Below are 15,832 nucleotides of genomic sequence, written 5' to 3' on the forward strand. Positions count from 1 at the left end.
CCCACCTCGTCCAGCAGCTCGTCCACCGTGACGAAGGTGGCCTTGCGGGTGGACATCTTCACCTGTTTGCCGTCCCGGAGCAGGGTGACGAACTGGTGGATGACCGGCGTCACTTTGGCCGGATCGAAGCCCAGGGCCTTGACCCCGGCCAGGACGTCCGGCACGGTGGCGATGTGGTCGGAGCCGAAGACGTTCACCATCCAGTCGAAGCCGCGGCGGAACTTCTCGCGATGGTAGGCGATGTCCGGCAGGCGGTAGGTGGGCTCGCCGGAGGACTTCACGAGCACCCGGTCCTTGTCGAGGCCGAAGGAGGTGGCCCGGAGCCAGACCGCCCCTTCCTGCTCGTAGATGAGCCCCTGCTCCCGCAAGGCCCCCAGCACCTCATCGAGCTTCCCGTCTTCGTACAGGGTGTGCTCGTTGAAGAACGAGTCGAAAACGATGCCCAGGCGGGCCAGGGTGCCCTTGATATCGGCGAAGATCACCTCCTCCGCCTTGGCGGTGAAGGGCGCCACGGCTGCCACGTCCTTCAGGCGGTCGCCGTGCTCGTCTTTGAGGGCCTGGGCGATCTCCCGGATGTAGTCTCCCTGGTAGCCGTCCTCGGGGAAGACATGGGGCAGGCCAAGGATCTCCAGGTAGCGGGCCCGGGTGGACTCGCCCAGCACCCGCATCTGCCGGCCGCCATCGTTGTAGTAGTACTCCCGGGTGACAGCATGACCGGTGGCCGCCAGCAGGCGGGCGATGGCATCCCCCAGCACCGCCTGGCGGCCGTGTCCCACGGACAGAGGGCCGGTGGGGTTGGCCGAGACGAACTCCACCAGCACCGTGCGGCCGGCGCCGGCGGCAGACAGTCCGAAGGATTCGCCGGCTGCCAGCACGGCCGGCACCATCCCCTGCCAGACCGATGGCGCCACGAACAGGTTGATGAAGCCGGGACCGGCGATCTCCACCCGGGCCAGGAGGTCCTGGCGCTGGGCCAGACGCCGGGCCAGTTCCTCGGCGAGGGGCCGGGGCTTCTTCTTCTCCCGGCCGGCGGCCACCATGGCCAGGTTGGTGGCGAAATCGCCATGAGCCGCCAGCTTGGGGATCTCGAGCCGGATGAGATCGGCCGGCACCGGCGCCAGGACCCCATCCGCCACCGCGTCCTGACAGCATTCGGCAAGAAGCTTTTCGATCTGTGCCCTGATCATGGTTTGGCTGTGCCTCCTAGGAGATCTGCCGCCACTGCCGCCAGAGAACCACGCTGGCAGCCAGGAGCCCGGTGCCCACCGCCGTGAACAGGGTGCCCACAACGATCCGGGGAAGAGGGGAGAGTCTGAGCAGCCGGCCCAGGCCAATCATGGCCGCCACCAGCAGCCAGGACTGCCAGGAGTAGACCGCGCCGATGCAGTGGGGGCTTCCGAACTGAACGATGCGGGCGGCGATGCGCCGAGCGCTCCTGGCCAAGACCCAGCGTGCCTTGGCCAGGCCGGCCAAAACCGCCAGGAACGGCAGCAGCCGGTGCCCCTCCCAGGCGAGGAGTGCCGTAAGCCCGCGGCCGAGCAGCATGAGCCCCACCAGGGACCAGCCCAGAGCGGCCAGGAAGAGATGGGTACGGGGTGCTACCGCCGGCCGCCACCGGTAAAGCCAGTCGTGCATGGCCTCCGAAAAAAACTAGGCCTACCTCCGAAGAGGTAGGCCTAGCGGCTCTTCAATTGTTGGGTGTGCGAGCAACGCCAACCGGGTCGTTCAGACCTCGGTCACCGTGATGGCACCTTCCGGGCACACCTCGACGCAGGTCTCGCAGCCGAGGCACTCATCGGCGTTGACCGGCTCGGACTTGCCGTCCACCATCTCGTAGACCTGGGCCGGGCAGGCATTCACGCATTCTTCATCGCCAGAGCACTTGTCCTTGTCCACCACGATCTGCCACATGGTTCCATCCCTCCGTTTTGCTGCTGTTGACAAAAACGTGGACCCGCCGCGGGTCCAAGCGCGCCCCCCAAAAAAACCAGAGGCACTATAGACCACCCACAAGGAATTTGCACCACTTAATTTCGCCCCGCCCGCCTCGGCCTGCCTCGGCCCGCGAAGCCGCTCCGGTGGCCGGCTGAGCGCAGCTCACTCCCTGACAAACACCCCGATGCCGTAGGTGCAGCGATAGGCCTGGCAAGCGGGGATGAGCACCTGGACGATGTACTCGCCGGACTGCGACGGCACCAGCTCCACCATGGGGGTGTCGTCGTCCTGGAGGTCTTCGCCGATCTTGTGCATGGCAGCGTCGTGAACCACCAGGTCCATGTCGGAGCAGTCGGAGTCGCAGACCCCGACCAGCACGTGGCTCTTGCCCCTGGCCAAAGGGATGCGGACGTAGGACGAGCTGTCCGGGCCGGTATGGATCTTGCCAACAGAGGGTGGCCGGTCCAGGGTATAGCCGGTGTCGCCGAAGCCGATGGCCATGGCAGCGAGGAGCAGCTGCTCCCGCACCTGCTCCTCGAACTGATCCGCCCAGGCCGGCTGACCACCGGCGAGCAGTGCGGCCAGCAGCACCAGGAGCGCCCCGCCCAGGACGCGCCGCTGCCTTGCTCCTGCCCTCATCTGCCTTCCCCTCCTTGGCGGCGCCGAACGAGCCGCCATCAGTCGCAGTATTCGGCCTTGAAGGCGTCAAAGGCCGGCAGGCCGGAGCCGCGGCTGCCCTCAGCGCAGGCGATGCCACACAGCAGGCCGACCGCGCTGGACAGCTCCGAGGACATCGAGTCCGACAGCTTGGTGATGATGCCAGCGGAGATCTCGGCGCAGGTGTCCACCGACTCGCCGATGCCGGCGCCGAAACAACGGCGGTAGATCTCGTACATGAAGGTGCACGAGTCGGTGTCGTCATCCGCATCCGCGGTGGTCGTCCTGGCAGCGACCGCGCTGCCGTCGCCATAGGAAAGCACCTCGAGATCGTACTTGCCGTCCGCCCCCCAGCGGTAGTTGTTCCGGTTGCCGTTGTCCCACTTCACCGTGATCCAGCTGTCGCTGTCCTTGCTCTCGACCACCGTGCCACCGCCGCCCCGGCCGCCATCCTGGTCGCCCCATTTCCAGTCCGGCCCCCGGACCACGATCATGCCCTTGCCGATCACCGGCTCCAGCTCCCGGGGGTCGGCGAGCCACCCCTTCTGCCCGGGAAAATCCACCCGCAGGTCGCCATCCTCGTCGTAGCTGGCCACCTGTCCCAGCTCGCCCCGCCCCACCTCGCCCCAGCCGAAGGCGGGCTTGTCGATCCCGGCCCGCACCTGCACCAGGGTGCCCGGGGTCATCACCAGCTGCAGCTCGCTGAGGCCGCTGGCCTGGGCCAGGCCCCAGGCCAGCACCAGCACCGCGGCCAGGCTCTGGATCAGGGCCCGGCCAGCCCCCCTCCTCCTCCTGCTCTCTCCCACCATGTCGCCCTCCTTTGGGCATTCGCCAACAAGACAACAGGCCCGTGGACGCGGGCACGATCCGGTCCGGATCGTATCAGATACCCGACAGCCGCCGGCAGTGTCAAGACTGTTGGCCCGCGGTGCCCCTACCGCGGCAGGGCCGGCCGGCTGCGGGCCCTGCCCAGCCTGGACAGCCGTCCCGGGGCCGCAGTAAGATAGGCGTCATTCTGGCACCAAGGACCGAGTGACCAGGGAGGCGAGACGGTGGCGAGCATCCTCGTGGTGGACGACGAGCTGAGCATGCGGGAATTCCTGACCATCCTCCTGGCCAAGGAGGGGCACCAGGTGCATGCGGCAGCCACCGGCGCCGAAGCCCTGTCCATCCTGGCACAGGAGCCGGTGGATTGCCTGTTCTCGGACATCCGCATGCCGGGCATGGGCGGCCTTGAGCTCCTGCACGAGGCCAAAGCCGCCCGGCCGGAGCTGCCGGTGATCATGATCACCGCCTACGCCTCGCCCCAGGACGCGGTGACCGCCATGAAGGAAGGGGCCTTCGACTATGTCACCAAGCCCTTCAAGGTGGACGAGATCAAGGCCATCCTGGCCGCGGCCCTGGAAACAGCCAAGAACGTTGCCGTGGCCTCGTCACCAGGCCCGGACACCGGCAGCTTTGAAGGGATCGTCGGCACCAGCCCGGAGATGCGCCGGATCTTCGAGGTCATCCGCCGTATCGCCCCTACCCGGGCCAATGTGCTCATCACCGGCGAATCGGGCACCGGCAAGGAACTGGTCGCCCGGGCCATCCACCGCCTGGCCAGCGTCGAGGAGCGGCCGTTTGTGCCCATCACCTGCAGCGCCATTCCCGAGCCGCTTTTGGAAAGTGAGCTCTTCGGCCATGTCAAAGGCGCGTTCACCGGCGCCACCAGCGGCAAGGTGGGACTCTTCGAGCTGGCCAGCCATGGCACGGTCTTCCTGGACGAGATCGGCGAGCTGCCGCCGATGCTCCAGGTCAAGCTCCTGCGGGTGCTCCAGGAGCGGGAGGTCAAAAGGGTGGGCGGCACCGAGACGGTGAAGGTGGATCTCAGGATCGTGGCCGCCACCAACCGGGACCTGGAAGAGGAGGTGATGGCCGGCCGCTTCCGGGAGGACCTCTTCTACCGGCTGGCCGTGGTGCCCCTCCGGGTGCCGCCCTTGCGGGAGCGCAAGGGGGATGTGCCCCTCCTGGTGGCCCATTTTCTGCGGGAGCATGCCGCCCGCATGGGCAAGGCAGCCAGCGGCATCTCCAGCTATGCCCTGCAGGTGCTCCTGGACTACGACTTTCCGGGCAACGTCCGGGAGCTGGAGAACATCATCGAGCGGGGTCTGGCCCTGGAAAGCTCCACCATCATCCTGCCGGAGAGCCTGACCCTGTCTTTGCACAAGAAGAGGCTGCGGCAGCATGCCGAAGAGGACGCGCCACCAGCTGCGCCACCGGCGGGGATCGACCAGAGCGATGTCTTCGCTCTCGGCCTCGACGAGGTGGTGGCCCGCACGGAAAAGAGGCTCATCGAGCTGGGGCTGGCCCGGGCCGGCGGCTCCAAGATGCGGGCCGCCGAGCTCCTCAAGGTCAGCTTCCGCTCCCTGCGCTACAAGATCCACAAATACGGCATCCCCTCCTGACGCGTCCGGCTATGCCCCTGCGACCCCTGGTCGGTCCCCCCAGCGGTGGCCCCAGCGACTTCACCAGCCCCGGCACCCGCGGCCGCCTGCAGTGGCTGCTCTTTCTGCGGACAGTGGTGGTATCCCTGGTGCTGGGGGTGAGCGTGCTCCTCCAGTCCAAGGGACAGGGGATCGTCATTCCGCCCCTGACCTATCTGGCCGCCTTTATTGCCGGCGTCTACGGGATCTCGATCCTGTCGGCCTTCTGTCTTCGGCTGTTGGCCCGCCTGGACCGCTTTGCCCTGGTCCAGCTGGTCATCGATGCGGCCCTGGTCACCGCCCTCGTCTACAGCACCGGCTGCAGCCAGAGCATCTTCACCATCCTCTTCTTCTTCCCCATCATCGGCGGCAGCCTCATCCTCTACCGGACCGGCGGCCTGGTGCTGGCGGCCCTGGGCAGTGCCGGCCTCGGCCTCACCCTGAGCCTGGAATACTTCCGGCGCTATCCGGCCTACTTCCAGCAGTTCGCCTTCATGCCCTCCTGGGACCTCCTGGCCCTGGTCAACCTCTTCACCATCCATGCCCTGTCCTTCTTCCTGGCCGCCTTCCTCTCCTCCTGGCTGTCCGAGCGGCTGCGGCGCACCGAGGCGGCCTTGAGCCGCACCGCCGAGAGCCTGGATCGGCTGTCCGCCCTCTCCAAGCGCATCTTCGACGACATCAGCACCGGCATCCTGACCATGGACAGCGGCGGCCGCATCACCTCCGCCAACCGGGCGGCGGCCGAGATCACTCGCTTTGCGGCCGCCGATCTCATGAGCCGGCCCATGGCCGAGATCTTTCCCAGCATCGACCCGGGGCGGTCCCGCCGCAGCCGGGCCGAGGCCGAGATCCAGCGCGCCGACGGCTCCCGCATCCCGGTGGGCTACTCGTCGTCGGTGCTCCGCACCCAGGAGGGCCAGGGGGACGGCTGGGTGATCACCATCCAGGACCTGTCCCAGATCAAGCAGATGGAGGCCCAGGTCATGCAAGCCGAAAAGCTGGCCGCCATCGGCGAGATGGCGGCCGGCATCGCCCATGAATTCCGCAATCCCCTGGCCGCCATCTCCGGCGCCGCCCAGGTGCTGCGGGACGACCCCGCCATGGCGCCCGGCCACCAGGGCCTCATGACCATCATCACCCGGGAATGCGACCGGCTGTCCGACAGCATCGCCGATTTCCTGTTGTTCTCGAGGCCGGCCCTGCCGGAGAAGGGCTGGTTCTCCCTGAGCAACCTGGTAGAGGAGACGGTGACCATCCTGGAGCGCACCCCCGCCTGGAGCGAGACGGTGCAGATCCGGGACCGGATTCCGGCCCAGCTCGATCTCTACGGAGACGAGCGGCAGATGAAGCAGGTGCTGCTCAATCTCCTGGCCAACGCCCTCCAGGCCCTGGCCGGCCGGAGCGGCTTCGTGGAGATCGGCGCCCGGGAGGAGGAGGGGCCGGATGGTCAATCCCAGGCCCTGATCACCGTGCGGGACAACGGCCCCGGCATCCCCGCCGGCCTCCAGGCCCGCATCTACGACCCCTTCTTCACCACCCGGGAGAACGGCACCGGCCTGGGTCTCGCCATTGTGCAGCAGATCGTCCGCCACCACGGCGGCCAGATCAGCGTCGCCAGCAGCCCCGACACCGGCACCGCCTTCACCGTCGCCCTGCCCCTGCCGGACCAGCCGTGAGGCGGCCGTTCCGGAGAACGACCCGGCCCCAGGCCTCAGCCCAGCCGTGCGTCAAGCTCCGCTCGCAGGGCCGGATAGCGGCGGTACCGTGCCCGGAGATCCGCCAGCCAGCGAGCCCCGGCCGAGCTCCGATCCAGAGCGGCGCAAACCAAGACCAGATCCGCCGCCTGGCCGTACACCGTCCGTTTCTTGGCACCGGTGGCCCCGGCTAGCCGCTGCTCGGCCGCCTGGCGCATGGCTTCGAGGATGGCGGCCCGCGCCTGGCCATCGGGTGCCTCGGCCGCACCAGCCCGACGCAGCACCTCCAGGGCCGAAGGCGTTGCCAGCTGGGGCTCGTCAATGTCATCGGCCGACCAGCCCGGCTCGCCCTCGAAGCCCTCCCACAGCGGCATCCATGGACCAGCATCGCCGGCGGGGCCACCGGTGAGGATCCTCTGAAACACGGGAAACAGGAAATACCCGGGATGGTCGTTGTCGGACCAGCCCAGGCCTGGCGCCTTCGCCAGCAGCCGGACCGCCGCCATATGATCCCCGGTCACCAGGCGGAGAAGGCCCTCCTCGCAAACATCCATCCTGGGGCACGTCTCCAGCGCCTCGGCCGCGGCCTTCCTGATGGCAGCCGCCCCCGATAACGAGCCCAGCCAGCGCCGCAGGCGGACCAGGCTGGGGGCCTTGCGCCACACACTTTCAAGCCGGGCCGCAAGATCCTTGAGGCCCATTTCCTGGGCCGCCAGGGCCGCTCCGTCGAGGAACCTCCCTTGCGCGTACTCCTCGCGGACAATGGACGCCGCCTCCTCGAAAGCCTGCAGGGCGGCCGGCCACTCCTTGGCCTCCACCAGGCTCCCGCACCAGGCCCGCAGATCATGGGCCCTTCTCGTGGCACGGGCGATCCTGGCCAGGCCGTCCACCCCCTCCACGCGCTGCACCACCTCCCGCAGGCACTCATCCGGGTCGTCTGCCCAGTCCAACTGGCCAGTCGCGGCATGCTCCTCCAACAGATCCCGCCACCGGGGTAGAAACTCGGCGAGACCAGGCAACGGCTCCACCGCCACCGCTTCCATTTCGCGCAACGGCTCATCGAAAAACGCGATACCGCTCACCTCGCTGCAGGCTGCCATCAGTGCCTGGGCCCGCTCCTCAGGCTCGGAAGTCATGTACACCGCAACCAGGTACTGGGCCACACATTCCATCTCATCGGTGCGCAGCACCTCGGCCACCGGCTCATCCTGGCCGAGGTCGATCTCACCTTCGCCAAGCGGCGGCAAGAGGGCCTGGAAGATCGCACGGGCGTCACCGTATCGCCGGTGGCGAAAGGCGGCTGTCCCCTGGCGCAGATGAAGATCCACCTCCTCCGGGTCGGCGAAGCCCCGCCTTTGCGCTGCCACAGAAAAAGCGGCCGCCGCCGCCATCTCAGCCGGACTCGGCCCGGATGGTGCCCAGCCGGATCCGGCTCGGTCAACCCAATCCTTGAGGTTGTTGACCAGGACGCCCCGGATCCGGCCATCCAGCTCAGGCAGGATGGCGCGGATCAGGTCCCGCAGCTGATCCGCGCTCATGGCCGCCAGGGCCGCCTCCACATCGGCGAGCCCGGACCGCGGTTCTGCCCCGTATCGCTGTCTCATCATCCAAGACTCCACCGCCGGCCCAGCACCCTGGTCACCAGGCGGTTGTCAAAGGTTTCACCGGCCGCCAACGCCGTCGGTTGATCGGTGATGGCACTTGCCGCCGCTCATGGGCTCCACCTCGCGCGAACATGGCTTCTCGATCCTGATCGACGTCCCGCCCCAGTTGGATCGGACAGGACCAGGGCAGTATCACGCGCCCCAAACGCAAAAAACCGCCTGGCAGGCGGTCCGGTCATGACTGGCCCACGGTTGTCCCTGGCAAGGGGGCATTGGGAAACGCCCTGCAGGCGGAAAGAAAGGCCGCAAGGGGGGACGCCCCCTCGGCGCCTCAGGGCGAGTCGTGATGGTGATCCCCTGGGTCGTGGGACTCGTCGCTGGCCAGGGCCACGGCGCTTACGCTCCACATGCCGGAGGAAACCGACCCGCTGGTGGTCGAAGGGGTGACCGTCGGCAGTGAGCTCCGGACGATGGCAATCGGCGTGGGCTCGTCGGGCGCCGGCCGTTCCGTGGTGATGACCGGCGCCAGCGCCGCCAGCCGCTCTCCCCGGAAGGGGTAGCTGAACTTGAGTCCCACCGGCAGTGTTACGCCCAGGTAGGAAAAGGAGGACTGGAAGCTCATCACGATCTTGCCAGCCAACGAGCCGTCCTCGAGAATCCTGCCCAGGAGGAAGCACCGGCGGCCGGTCATGGGGCCCATCGTCATGCCGGGGTACTGGACCAAGGCCTGCTGCAGGGCCTGCCGGAGCTGGGCCGCCAGACCCGCCTCATCCAGGTCTCCCACCACGTACCCCTGGACCACGCTCCAGGTGCCCAGGTGACCATCCGACCAGGACAGGGAGCCGTCCTGGGAAAAAAGAAGATTCTCGGGCACCCGCTGGCTCATCCGCATCGGCGGCATGACCCCGGACATGGTCATGGTCAGGGTCATGTTCCCCTGGACCGCCCAGGAGCCCACCGGCGAGGTGTCGGCCCAGCCCGATCGAGTCAGGGCCAGCAGGGCAAGAACCGTGATTCCCAAGGCGGTGACGGCGCGGCGCAGCATGGCTTGGCTCCTCCTTGCAGGGGTGTGGCTCGGCCCAGGGGCCTCCTGCCCCTGACAGCCCTCTGTGCCGCCCACCTTAGCCAACGATTGCCAGGCTGTCGAGAACAATATTTCGCGGGGGAATAGTGGGCACCAGGAAGCACGCGGCCTGCGCCAGGCCGGCTGCCAGATGTTCCGGCTACTCCTTTTCCTTGCGCACCCGGGCGCCCAGGCCGGAAAGCTTGTCCACCAGCCGTTCGTAGCCCCGCTCCAGGTGGTAGATGCGCAAGACCTCGGTGGTGCCCTGGGCCGCCAGGCCGGCCACCACCAGGGAGGCGGAGGCCCGAAGATCGGTGGCCATCACCGGCGCGCCAAAAAGCTTGCCCTGGCCGCGGACGATGGCCGCCTTGCCGCTGATCTGGATCTCAGCGCCCAGGCGCCGCAGCTCTGCCACGTGCATGAACCGGTTCTCGAAGATGGTCTCGGTGATCACCGACAGCCCGTTGCCCAGGCACATGAGGGCCATCATCTGGGCCTGGAGGTCAGTGGCAAAGCCCGGAAACGGCAGGGTCTTGATGTCCACGTTCCGGATCGGGCCGTTGCGCCGCACCCGGATGGCCTGCTCCTGCTCGGTCACCGTGAGGCCGGCGGCTCGCAGCTTGTCCGGGAGGGACGGCAGGTGGGACGGCAGGCAGCCGGTTACCGTCACGTCACCGCCAGTGGCGCCCACGGCGATGAGGTAGGTGCCGGCCTCGATGCGATCCGGAATGATCCGGGTACGGGCCGGCTGCAGGCGGTCCACCCCGTGCACCAGCAGGCGGTCACTGCCCCGGCCGTGGATGCGGGCGCCCATCGCCGTCAGCATGTCCACCAAGTTGCCCACCTCCGGCTCCCGGGCGGCGTTCTTGATCTCGGTGGTGCCCTCGGCCAGCGCGGCAGCCATGAGAATGTTCTCGGTACCGGTCACTGAAGGGATGTCGAAATAGACCGGTGCCCCCTGCAGGCGGCCGGTGACCCGGGCATCCACATAGCCGTGCTCCAGGGTGATCTCGGCGCCCAGGCGGCCGAAGCCGGCCAGGTGGAAATCGATGGGCCGGGCGCCGATGGCGCAGCCCCCGGGCAGGGAGACCCGGGCCTGGCCGAGACGGGCCAGAAGCGGCCCCAGCACCAGCACCGAGGCCCGCATGGTCTTCACCAGCTCGTAGGGTGCCTCGCAGCTCGTAAGCTCGCTGGTGTCCAGGGTCAAGGTGGAGCCTTGCCGCTCCCAGGCTACGCCGAGCTTGCCCAGGAGGGCGAGGATGGTGCGGGTGTCCCTGAGATCCGGCACGTTTTCCAGCACATGCTCGCCGGGAGCCAGGAGGGTGGCGCAGATGCACGGGAGAGCGGCGTTCTTGGCGCCGCTCACGACCACCTCGCCATGCAGCGGCTGGCCGCCGTCGATGATGAGCTTGTCCATGGGAGTCCTGCTTCGGCCCAGGGCCGGAAGTGAAGGGGTCAGGAGGCGCGGCGGCGGGCGATGAGCACCCGGGGCAGGCCACTGTAATCGGGATGGATGCGGGCCTCGGACCAGATCTGCCGGTCGCGGAGTCGGTGCAGGGCCACTTCTGCCTGGCCGGCGCCGATCTCGGTCAGGAGCCAGCCGCCGGGTCGGAGCACGGCCGGCACCGCGGCCAGAAGATGGGCCAGGATCTCCCAGCCCGCCTCGCCGCCAGCCAGGGCCAGGTGCGGCTCGTGATCCCGCACCTCCGGCTCCAGACCGGCGAGATCCTGGCGGCCGATGTAGGGCGGGTTGCTGACCACCAGGTCAAAGAGCGGCTGCGACCGCAGACAGCTGGTCCAGCTGCTCCGGATAAGCTGCACCCGGTCCCGGACCCCGTGCCGCCGGCAGTTGGCGGCCGCAACCCCCAGGGCCGCGGCAGAGCGGTCCACGGCCACCACGTGCAGGTGGGGCAGCTCCCGGGCCAGACAGATGGCCAGAACGCCGCTGCCGGTGCCCAGGTCCAGGGCCAGGCCGCCGGGGCGCGGCACCAGGGGCAGGGCCTGTTCCACGAGAGCCTCGGTCTCCGGCCGCGGGATGAGCACTGCCGGCGAAACCAGGAAGGACAGGGAGAAGAACTCCTGCTCGCCCCGGATGTAGGCCATGGGCTCCCGGGCCAGGCGCCGGTCCAGGAGAGACTGGAAGCGGGCTATGGTCGCGACATCCAGGGAACGATCCCCCTCCAGGATCACCTGGGCGCGATCAAGGCCGGTGGCCTGACCCAGGAGCAGGGCGGCGTCCACCGCTGCCTCCGCCACCCCCGCGGCCTGCAGGCGGCCGACCGCCTGCCGGTACAGCGCCCGCAGGGTGGAGGCCGCCGGGCTCAAAGCCGGTCGCCGAACTCGGCCAGCAGGCGGGCCTGCTCGTGGGTGAGCAGAGGCACGAGGAGATCGTCCAGATGGCCCAGCATCACCTGATCGAGCTTGTAGAGGGTGAGGCCGATGCGGTGGTCGGTGACCCGACCCTGAGGGAAGTTGTAGGTGCGGATGCGCTCGGAGCGATCGCCGCTGCCCACCTGGGTCTTGCGGTCCGAGGCGATCCGGCTCTGCTGATCCTGCTGCAGCTTGTCCAGCAGGCGGGCCCGCAGCACCTTCATGGCCTTGGCTTTGTTCTTGTGCTGGGACTTTTCGTCCTGGCACGTCACCACGAGGCCCGTGGGCAGATGGGTGACCCGCACCGCCGAATCGGTGGTGTTGACGCTCTGGCCGCCCGGACCGGAGGAGCGGTAGACGTCGATCTTGAGGTCATTGGGATCGAGGTCCACCTCCACCTCCTCGGCTTCGGGGATGATGGCCACCGTCACCGCCGAGGTGTGGATCCGGCCCTGGGTCTCCGTCTCTGGCACCCGCTGCACCCGGTGTACCCCCCGCTCGAACTTGAGGCGGCTGTAGACCTGGTCACCCGAGATCAGGGCGATGATCTCCTTGAACCCGCCGATGCCGGTGGGGTGGCTGTTCATGACCTCCACCCGCCAGCCCTGGATCTCGGCGTAGCGGCCATACATGCGGAAGAGATCCGCCACGAACAAGGCCGCCTCGTCGCCGCCGGTGCCCGCCCGGATCTCCAGGAAGGTGTTCTTGTCGTCGTTGGGATCCCGGGGGAGGAGATGGAAGAGCACCCGCCGCTCCAGCTCTTCGGCCCGGGCCGTCAGCTCCTCGACCTCCTGGGCCGCCATGGCCCGCATCTCCTCGTCCTCCTCCTGGAGCAGGGCCCGGGCCTCGTCCAGCTGGGCGAGCACGGCCTTGTAGGCCGTGTGATCGCCGTGCAGGCGGGCCAGCTGGGCGTGCTCCCGGGCCACCCGGGTCAGCTCGGCCTGATCGGCCATGACGCCGGTATCGGCAAGCCGGGTCTCGAGAAGCTCGAGCTTCTCGCCCAGGGCATCCAGTCGGGGAAACTGCCTGAACATCGGTGCGGGTCAGGGGATGACGGCAGGCCGCCGCAAGGGGAGGGAGGGGCAGGAGCACCAGCGCCCCCGCCCCCGCGACAACAGTCGCGCTTACTTGCGAACTTGGTAGCCGCTGTACTTCTTGAGGAACTTCTCGACCCGGCCAGCGGTGTCCACCAGCTTCTGCTTGCCGGTGAAGAACGGATGGCAGGCCGAGCAGATCTCCACCGTCACCTCCTTGTTCACCGAGCCGGTCTCCACTTCGTTGCCGCAGGCGCAGCGGGCCATGACCTTGTGGTACTTCGGATGGATGTCACTCTTCATGGCAATCTCCTTGGGGAGCATGGGAAAGACAGGCACTATACCGCGTTTTGGCGGTTTTGCAAGACCGGCGATCCGTTGCCGATCGGCGGCAGATCCAGCCCCAGCAGGCGGCGCAGCCGCACCAGCTCCAGCCAGGTGCGGGCCCAGGGGCCGGAGTTGTCCACGGCGTGGTGCGCCCGGAGGGCCTTGGTCATGGCAGGCAGCTGGGCGTCCATGGCCTGGGCCGCCTGCCTCATGGTCAGTCCATCGCGCCGGGCCAGCCGGGCCTGAGCCGTGGCCGCATCGGTCCACACCGCCACCACCCGATCGAAGTCCTCCTGCCAGCCGGCCTCGAAGAGCAACGGCACCTCCACCACCGCCACCAGATCCTGACCGGTCCGGTACCAGGCCGCAAGGCTGACCTGCACCCGCTCCCGCGCCAGGGGATGGATCAGGGCCTCCACCTGGACCCGCAGCGCCGGGTCGGCAAAGATCGCCTGCCGCAACGCCGGCCGATCGATCTCGCCGCCCGGTCGAAAGAGCTGTGGCGGCAGGCTGCTGCGGAGGGCCCGCCAGCCCGTGGCCCCGGGCTGCAGCAGCTGGCGGCAGACCGCGTCCACGTCCAGTCCCCGGCCCCGGGGGCTGGCGGCCAGGAAGCGGGCCACACTGCTCTTGCCGCAGCCGATGCCACCGGTCACTGCCACCCGCAGGAAGCCCTCGGCCATCCCTAGCCTCCGGTCCGACGCAGGGCCGCCAGCACGTCCTCGAAGTCCGGCCACACCGGCGCTACAAAGCGCATCATCTCGCCGCTGCCGGGATGACAAAAGGACAGGATCTGGGAATGGAGGAGCTGCCTGGGCACAGCCACCGGCAGGCAGACGGCGCGGCCGTACACCCGGTCCCCCACCACCGGATGGCCGATGGCCGCCATGTGCACGCGGATCTGGTGGGTGCGGCCGGTCTCCAGTGTCAGCTCCACCAGGGCGACCTGGGGGAAGGCCTCCACCAGACGCCAGCGGGTGGCAGCCTCGCGGCCGTCCCCAGGCCGGATCGCCATCTTTTGCCGCTGCACCGGATGGCGGCCGATGGGCAGGGCGATGCGCCCACTCGGCGCCGGCGGCCGGCCGGCCACCAGGGCCAGATAGCGCTTCTCCACCCGCCGATCCTGGAACTGGGTGACGAGCAGGCGGTGCGCCTGGTCGTGCTTGGCGATCACCATCACCCCGGAGGTATCCTTGTCCAGGCGGTGCACAATGCCCGGCCGCTCGACGCCGCCGATGCCGGACAGATCCCGGCAATGATAAAGCAGGCCGTGCACCAGGGTCTCCCCCTGGTGGCTCGATGCCGGATGCACCACCACGCCCGGTGGCTTGGCCACCACGATGAGATCGGCATCCTCATGGAGGATCCGGAAATCCACCGGCACCGGCGCCAGCTCGGTGGCTACCGGCGGCGGCAAGGTCACCCGGACGCTGTCCCCGGGGCGTAACCGGTAGCCGGGCTTCTCCGGCCGGCCGCTGACCAGAACGTGACCGGCGCGCATCAGGACCGCAATGCGGCTCCGGCTCAGACCCGGCAGCCGGCCGTTGGCCAGCACCAGATCCAGCCGCTGCCCGACCTCGGCCGGCGCCGGGATCAGCTCTACCGTGTCCACGGACAGCGCTCCAGGAAGATGGATGGGGGAAAAAACGACGGGCACAGAGGTCTTGCACCCAAGAGGCGACCTCTGTGCCCGGGGTCCACCCCAGCGGGGTGGTCGGCGTGACCGCTCAGCCCGCTGGCGCGTCAGGAATGGGCGAAGATCGATTCGATATGCTGTTCCACCTCCCCCTCCCGCAGGTTGTCGGCGATGGACAGCTCCTTGACCAGCAGACTCCGGGCTGTATCCATCATCTTCCGCTCCCCGAAGGAAAGGGTCTTGTCCTCCCGGAGGAGATAGAGATCCCGGAGCACGGCCGCCACCTCATACACGGAGCCGGTCTTGATCTTCTCCATGTATTCCCGGTAGCGCCGGTTCCAGGTCTGCGGCTCCACCGCCACGTTCCTTTCCCGCAGGATCGAGAACACCCGGCCGACATCCTTGGACGGAATAATGGCCCGCAGCCCGACGTTGTCACTGTTGTGGGTGGGGATCATGATCACCATGTTGCTGTCCAGGATGCGCATGACGTAGAAGGTCTGCCGCTGGATGCCGATCTGCTTCTCCTCGATCGCTTCGATCAGCCCGACGCCGTGCGCCGGGTACACAGCCATGTCTCCGACGTCAAATGACATATTGCCTCCCTTTTCCTTGCAAGATGACCAGAGCGACGTCGTTGCCAGCCCTCGTCCGCCGCCCCTGTTGCCGGGACGGTCGTCGCCGGAATCAACTGTAACATGGAAGGAAGGCCGGCGTAAAGGATAACGCCGCAGGCGCTGGATATTCGATAAGCAGACGCCGGCCGACGGTCCTCGGGAGGGCGCGGCCGACATTTTTTTTCGGATCAGCCGGACAACGACCACATTCGCGCTATGCACCTCGCGCCCGCGAGACGCCGTTCTTTGGGGGGGAGAAGCGCCCCAGCAGCCTCCCTGTTGGCTCCGGCGGGGACACCACGTCTCCCCCCCGCATCCTCCCCTCAGAAAACGCAACAGACGCCAATCCTGACTTCCATTTTATTACGAACAATCAATAAGTTACTGGTTGTGGCGATTTGACCGCCTGCCACGGCTATGGTAACGTGCCTCG

At 68.1% G+C, this 15,832-nt stretch carries 16 protein-coding genes; 2 read left to right on the forward strand and 14 right to left on the reverse strand.

Annotated elements, in window-relative coordinates; translation table 11 throughout:
* The 5 genes from argS to AB1634_14925 form a co-directional block, all read right to left on the reverse strand.
* Window positions 1–1,187 (reverse strand): arginine--tRNA ligase (gene argS, locus AB1634_14905; GenBank protein ID MEW6220804.1); only part of this gene is annotated, 1,187 nt, incomplete at its 3' end.
* Between the two features lie 16 nt (window positions 1,188–1,203).
* A complete protein-coding gene (locus AB1634_14910) occupies window positions 1,204–1,635 on the reverse strand; it encodes a hypothetical protein (protein ID MEW6220805.1) in 432 nt (143 codons plus the stop codon).
* A gap of 90 nt (window positions 1,636–1,725) precedes the next feature.
* Window positions 1,726–1,911 (reverse strand): 4Fe-4S binding protein, encoded by a 186-nt coding sequence (locus AB1634_14915; protein MEW6220806.1) that lies wholly within the window; start codon window positions 1,909–1,911, stop codon window positions 1,726–1,728.
* Between the two features lie 186 nt (window positions 1,912–2,097).
* Window positions 2,098–2,574 (reverse strand): hypothetical protein, encoded by a 477-nt coding sequence (locus AB1634_14920; GenBank protein ID MEW6220807.1) that lies wholly within the window; start codon window positions 2,572–2,574, stop codon window positions 2,098–2,100.
* A gap of 38 nt (window positions 2,575–2,612) precedes the next feature.
* A complete protein-coding gene (locus AB1634_14925; protein MEW6220808.1) occupies window positions 2,613–3,401 on the reverse strand; it encodes a hypothetical protein in 789 nt (262 codons plus the stop codon).
* A gap of 243 nt (window positions 3,402–3,644) precedes the next feature.
* On the opposite strand from AB1634_14925, the gene AB1634_14930 reads away from it, so the two are divergent.
* The gene (locus tag AB1634_14930; GenBank protein MEW6220809.1) at window positions 3,645–5,039 is read left to right on the forward strand and encodes a sigma-54 dependent transcriptional regulator; all 1,395 of its coding nucleotides are present in this window, start codon (window positions 3,645–3,647) and stop codon (window positions 5,037–5,039) included.
* Between the two features lie 11 nt (window positions 5,040–5,050).
* Window positions 5,051–6,733 carry an ATP-binding protein gene (locus AB1634_14935; GenBank protein MEW6220810.1) on the forward strand — a complete coding sequence of 561 codons (1,683 nt, stop codon included), beginning with the start codon at window positions 5,051–5,053 and terminating at the stop codon, window positions 6,731–6,733.
* Window positions 6,734–6,768: 35 nt separating this feature from the next.
* Here AB1634_14935 and AB1634_14940 read toward each other — a convergent pair whose 3' ends face one another.
* The 9 genes from AB1634_14940 to AB1634_14980 all read right to left on the reverse strand — a co-directional run bounded on the left by AB1634_14940 (window position 6,769) and on the right by AB1634_14980 (window position 15,378).
* Window positions 6,769–8,358 (reverse strand): hypothetical protein, encoded by a 1,590-nt coding sequence (locus AB1634_14940; GenBank protein ID MEW6220811.1) that lies wholly within the window; start codon window positions 8,356–8,358, stop codon window positions 6,769–6,771.
* Between the two features lie 328 nt (window positions 8,359–8,686).
* A complete protein-coding gene (locus AB1634_14945) occupies window positions 8,687–9,400 on the reverse strand; it encodes a hypothetical protein (GenBank protein ID MEW6220812.1) in 714 nt (237 codons plus the stop codon).
* A gap of 178 nt (window positions 9,401–9,578) precedes the next feature.
* Window positions 9,579–10,835 (reverse strand): UDP-N-acetylglucosamine 1-carboxyvinyltransferase, encoded by a 1,257-nt coding sequence (gene murA / locus AB1634_14950; protein ID MEW6220813.1) that lies wholly within the window; start codon window positions 10,833–10,835, stop codon window positions 9,579–9,581.
* 38 nt (window positions 10,836–10,873) lie between these two features.
* The gene (gene prmC, locus AB1634_14955) at window positions 10,874–11,743 is read right to left on the reverse strand and encodes a peptide chain release factor N(5)-glutamine methyltransferase (protein ID MEW6220814.1); all 870 of its coding nucleotides are present in this window, start codon (window positions 11,741–11,743) and stop codon (window positions 10,874–10,876) included.
* Entirely contained in the window at window positions 11,740–12,822 is a 1,083-nt protein-coding gene (prfA, locus tag AB1634_14960) for a peptide chain release factor 1 (GenBank protein MEW6220815.1), read from the reverse strand. Before prfA ends, prmC begins: the two co-directional genes overlap by 4 nt.
* Window positions 12,823–12,912: 90 nt before the next feature.
* Window positions 12,913–13,125, reverse strand: a complete 213-nt coding sequence (gene rpmE, locus AB1634_14965; GenBank protein MEW6220816.1) for a 50S ribosomal protein L31 — start codon at window positions 13,123–13,125, stop codon at window positions 12,913–12,915.
* A gap of 35 nt (window positions 13,126–13,160) precedes the next feature.
* Complete coding sequence (coaE, locus tag AB1634_14970) at window positions 13,161–13,829, reverse strand: dephospho-CoA kinase (protein MEW6220817.1); 669 nt, start codon at window positions 13,827–13,829, stop codon at window positions 13,161–13,163.
* Between the two features lie 2 nt (window positions 13,830–13,831).
* Window positions 13,832–14,758, reverse strand: a complete 927-nt coding sequence (locus AB1634_14975) for an RluA family pseudouridine synthase (protein ID MEW6220818.1) — start codon at window positions 14,756–14,758, stop codon at window positions 13,832–13,834.
* Window positions 14,759–14,889: 131 nt separating this feature from the next.
* Complete coding sequence (locus tag AB1634_14980; GenBank protein ID MEW6220819.1) at window positions 14,890–15,378, reverse strand: CarD family transcriptional regulator; 489 nt, start codon at window positions 15,376–15,378, stop codon at window positions 14,890–14,892.
* Window positions 15,379–15,832: the final 454 nt, after the last annotated feature.

The sequence above is a fragment of the Thermodesulfobacteriota bacterium genome (assembly GCA_040755095.1).
Classification (GTDB): domain Bacteria; phylum Desulfobacterota; class Desulfobulbia; order Desulfobulbales; family JBFMBH01; genus JBFMBH01.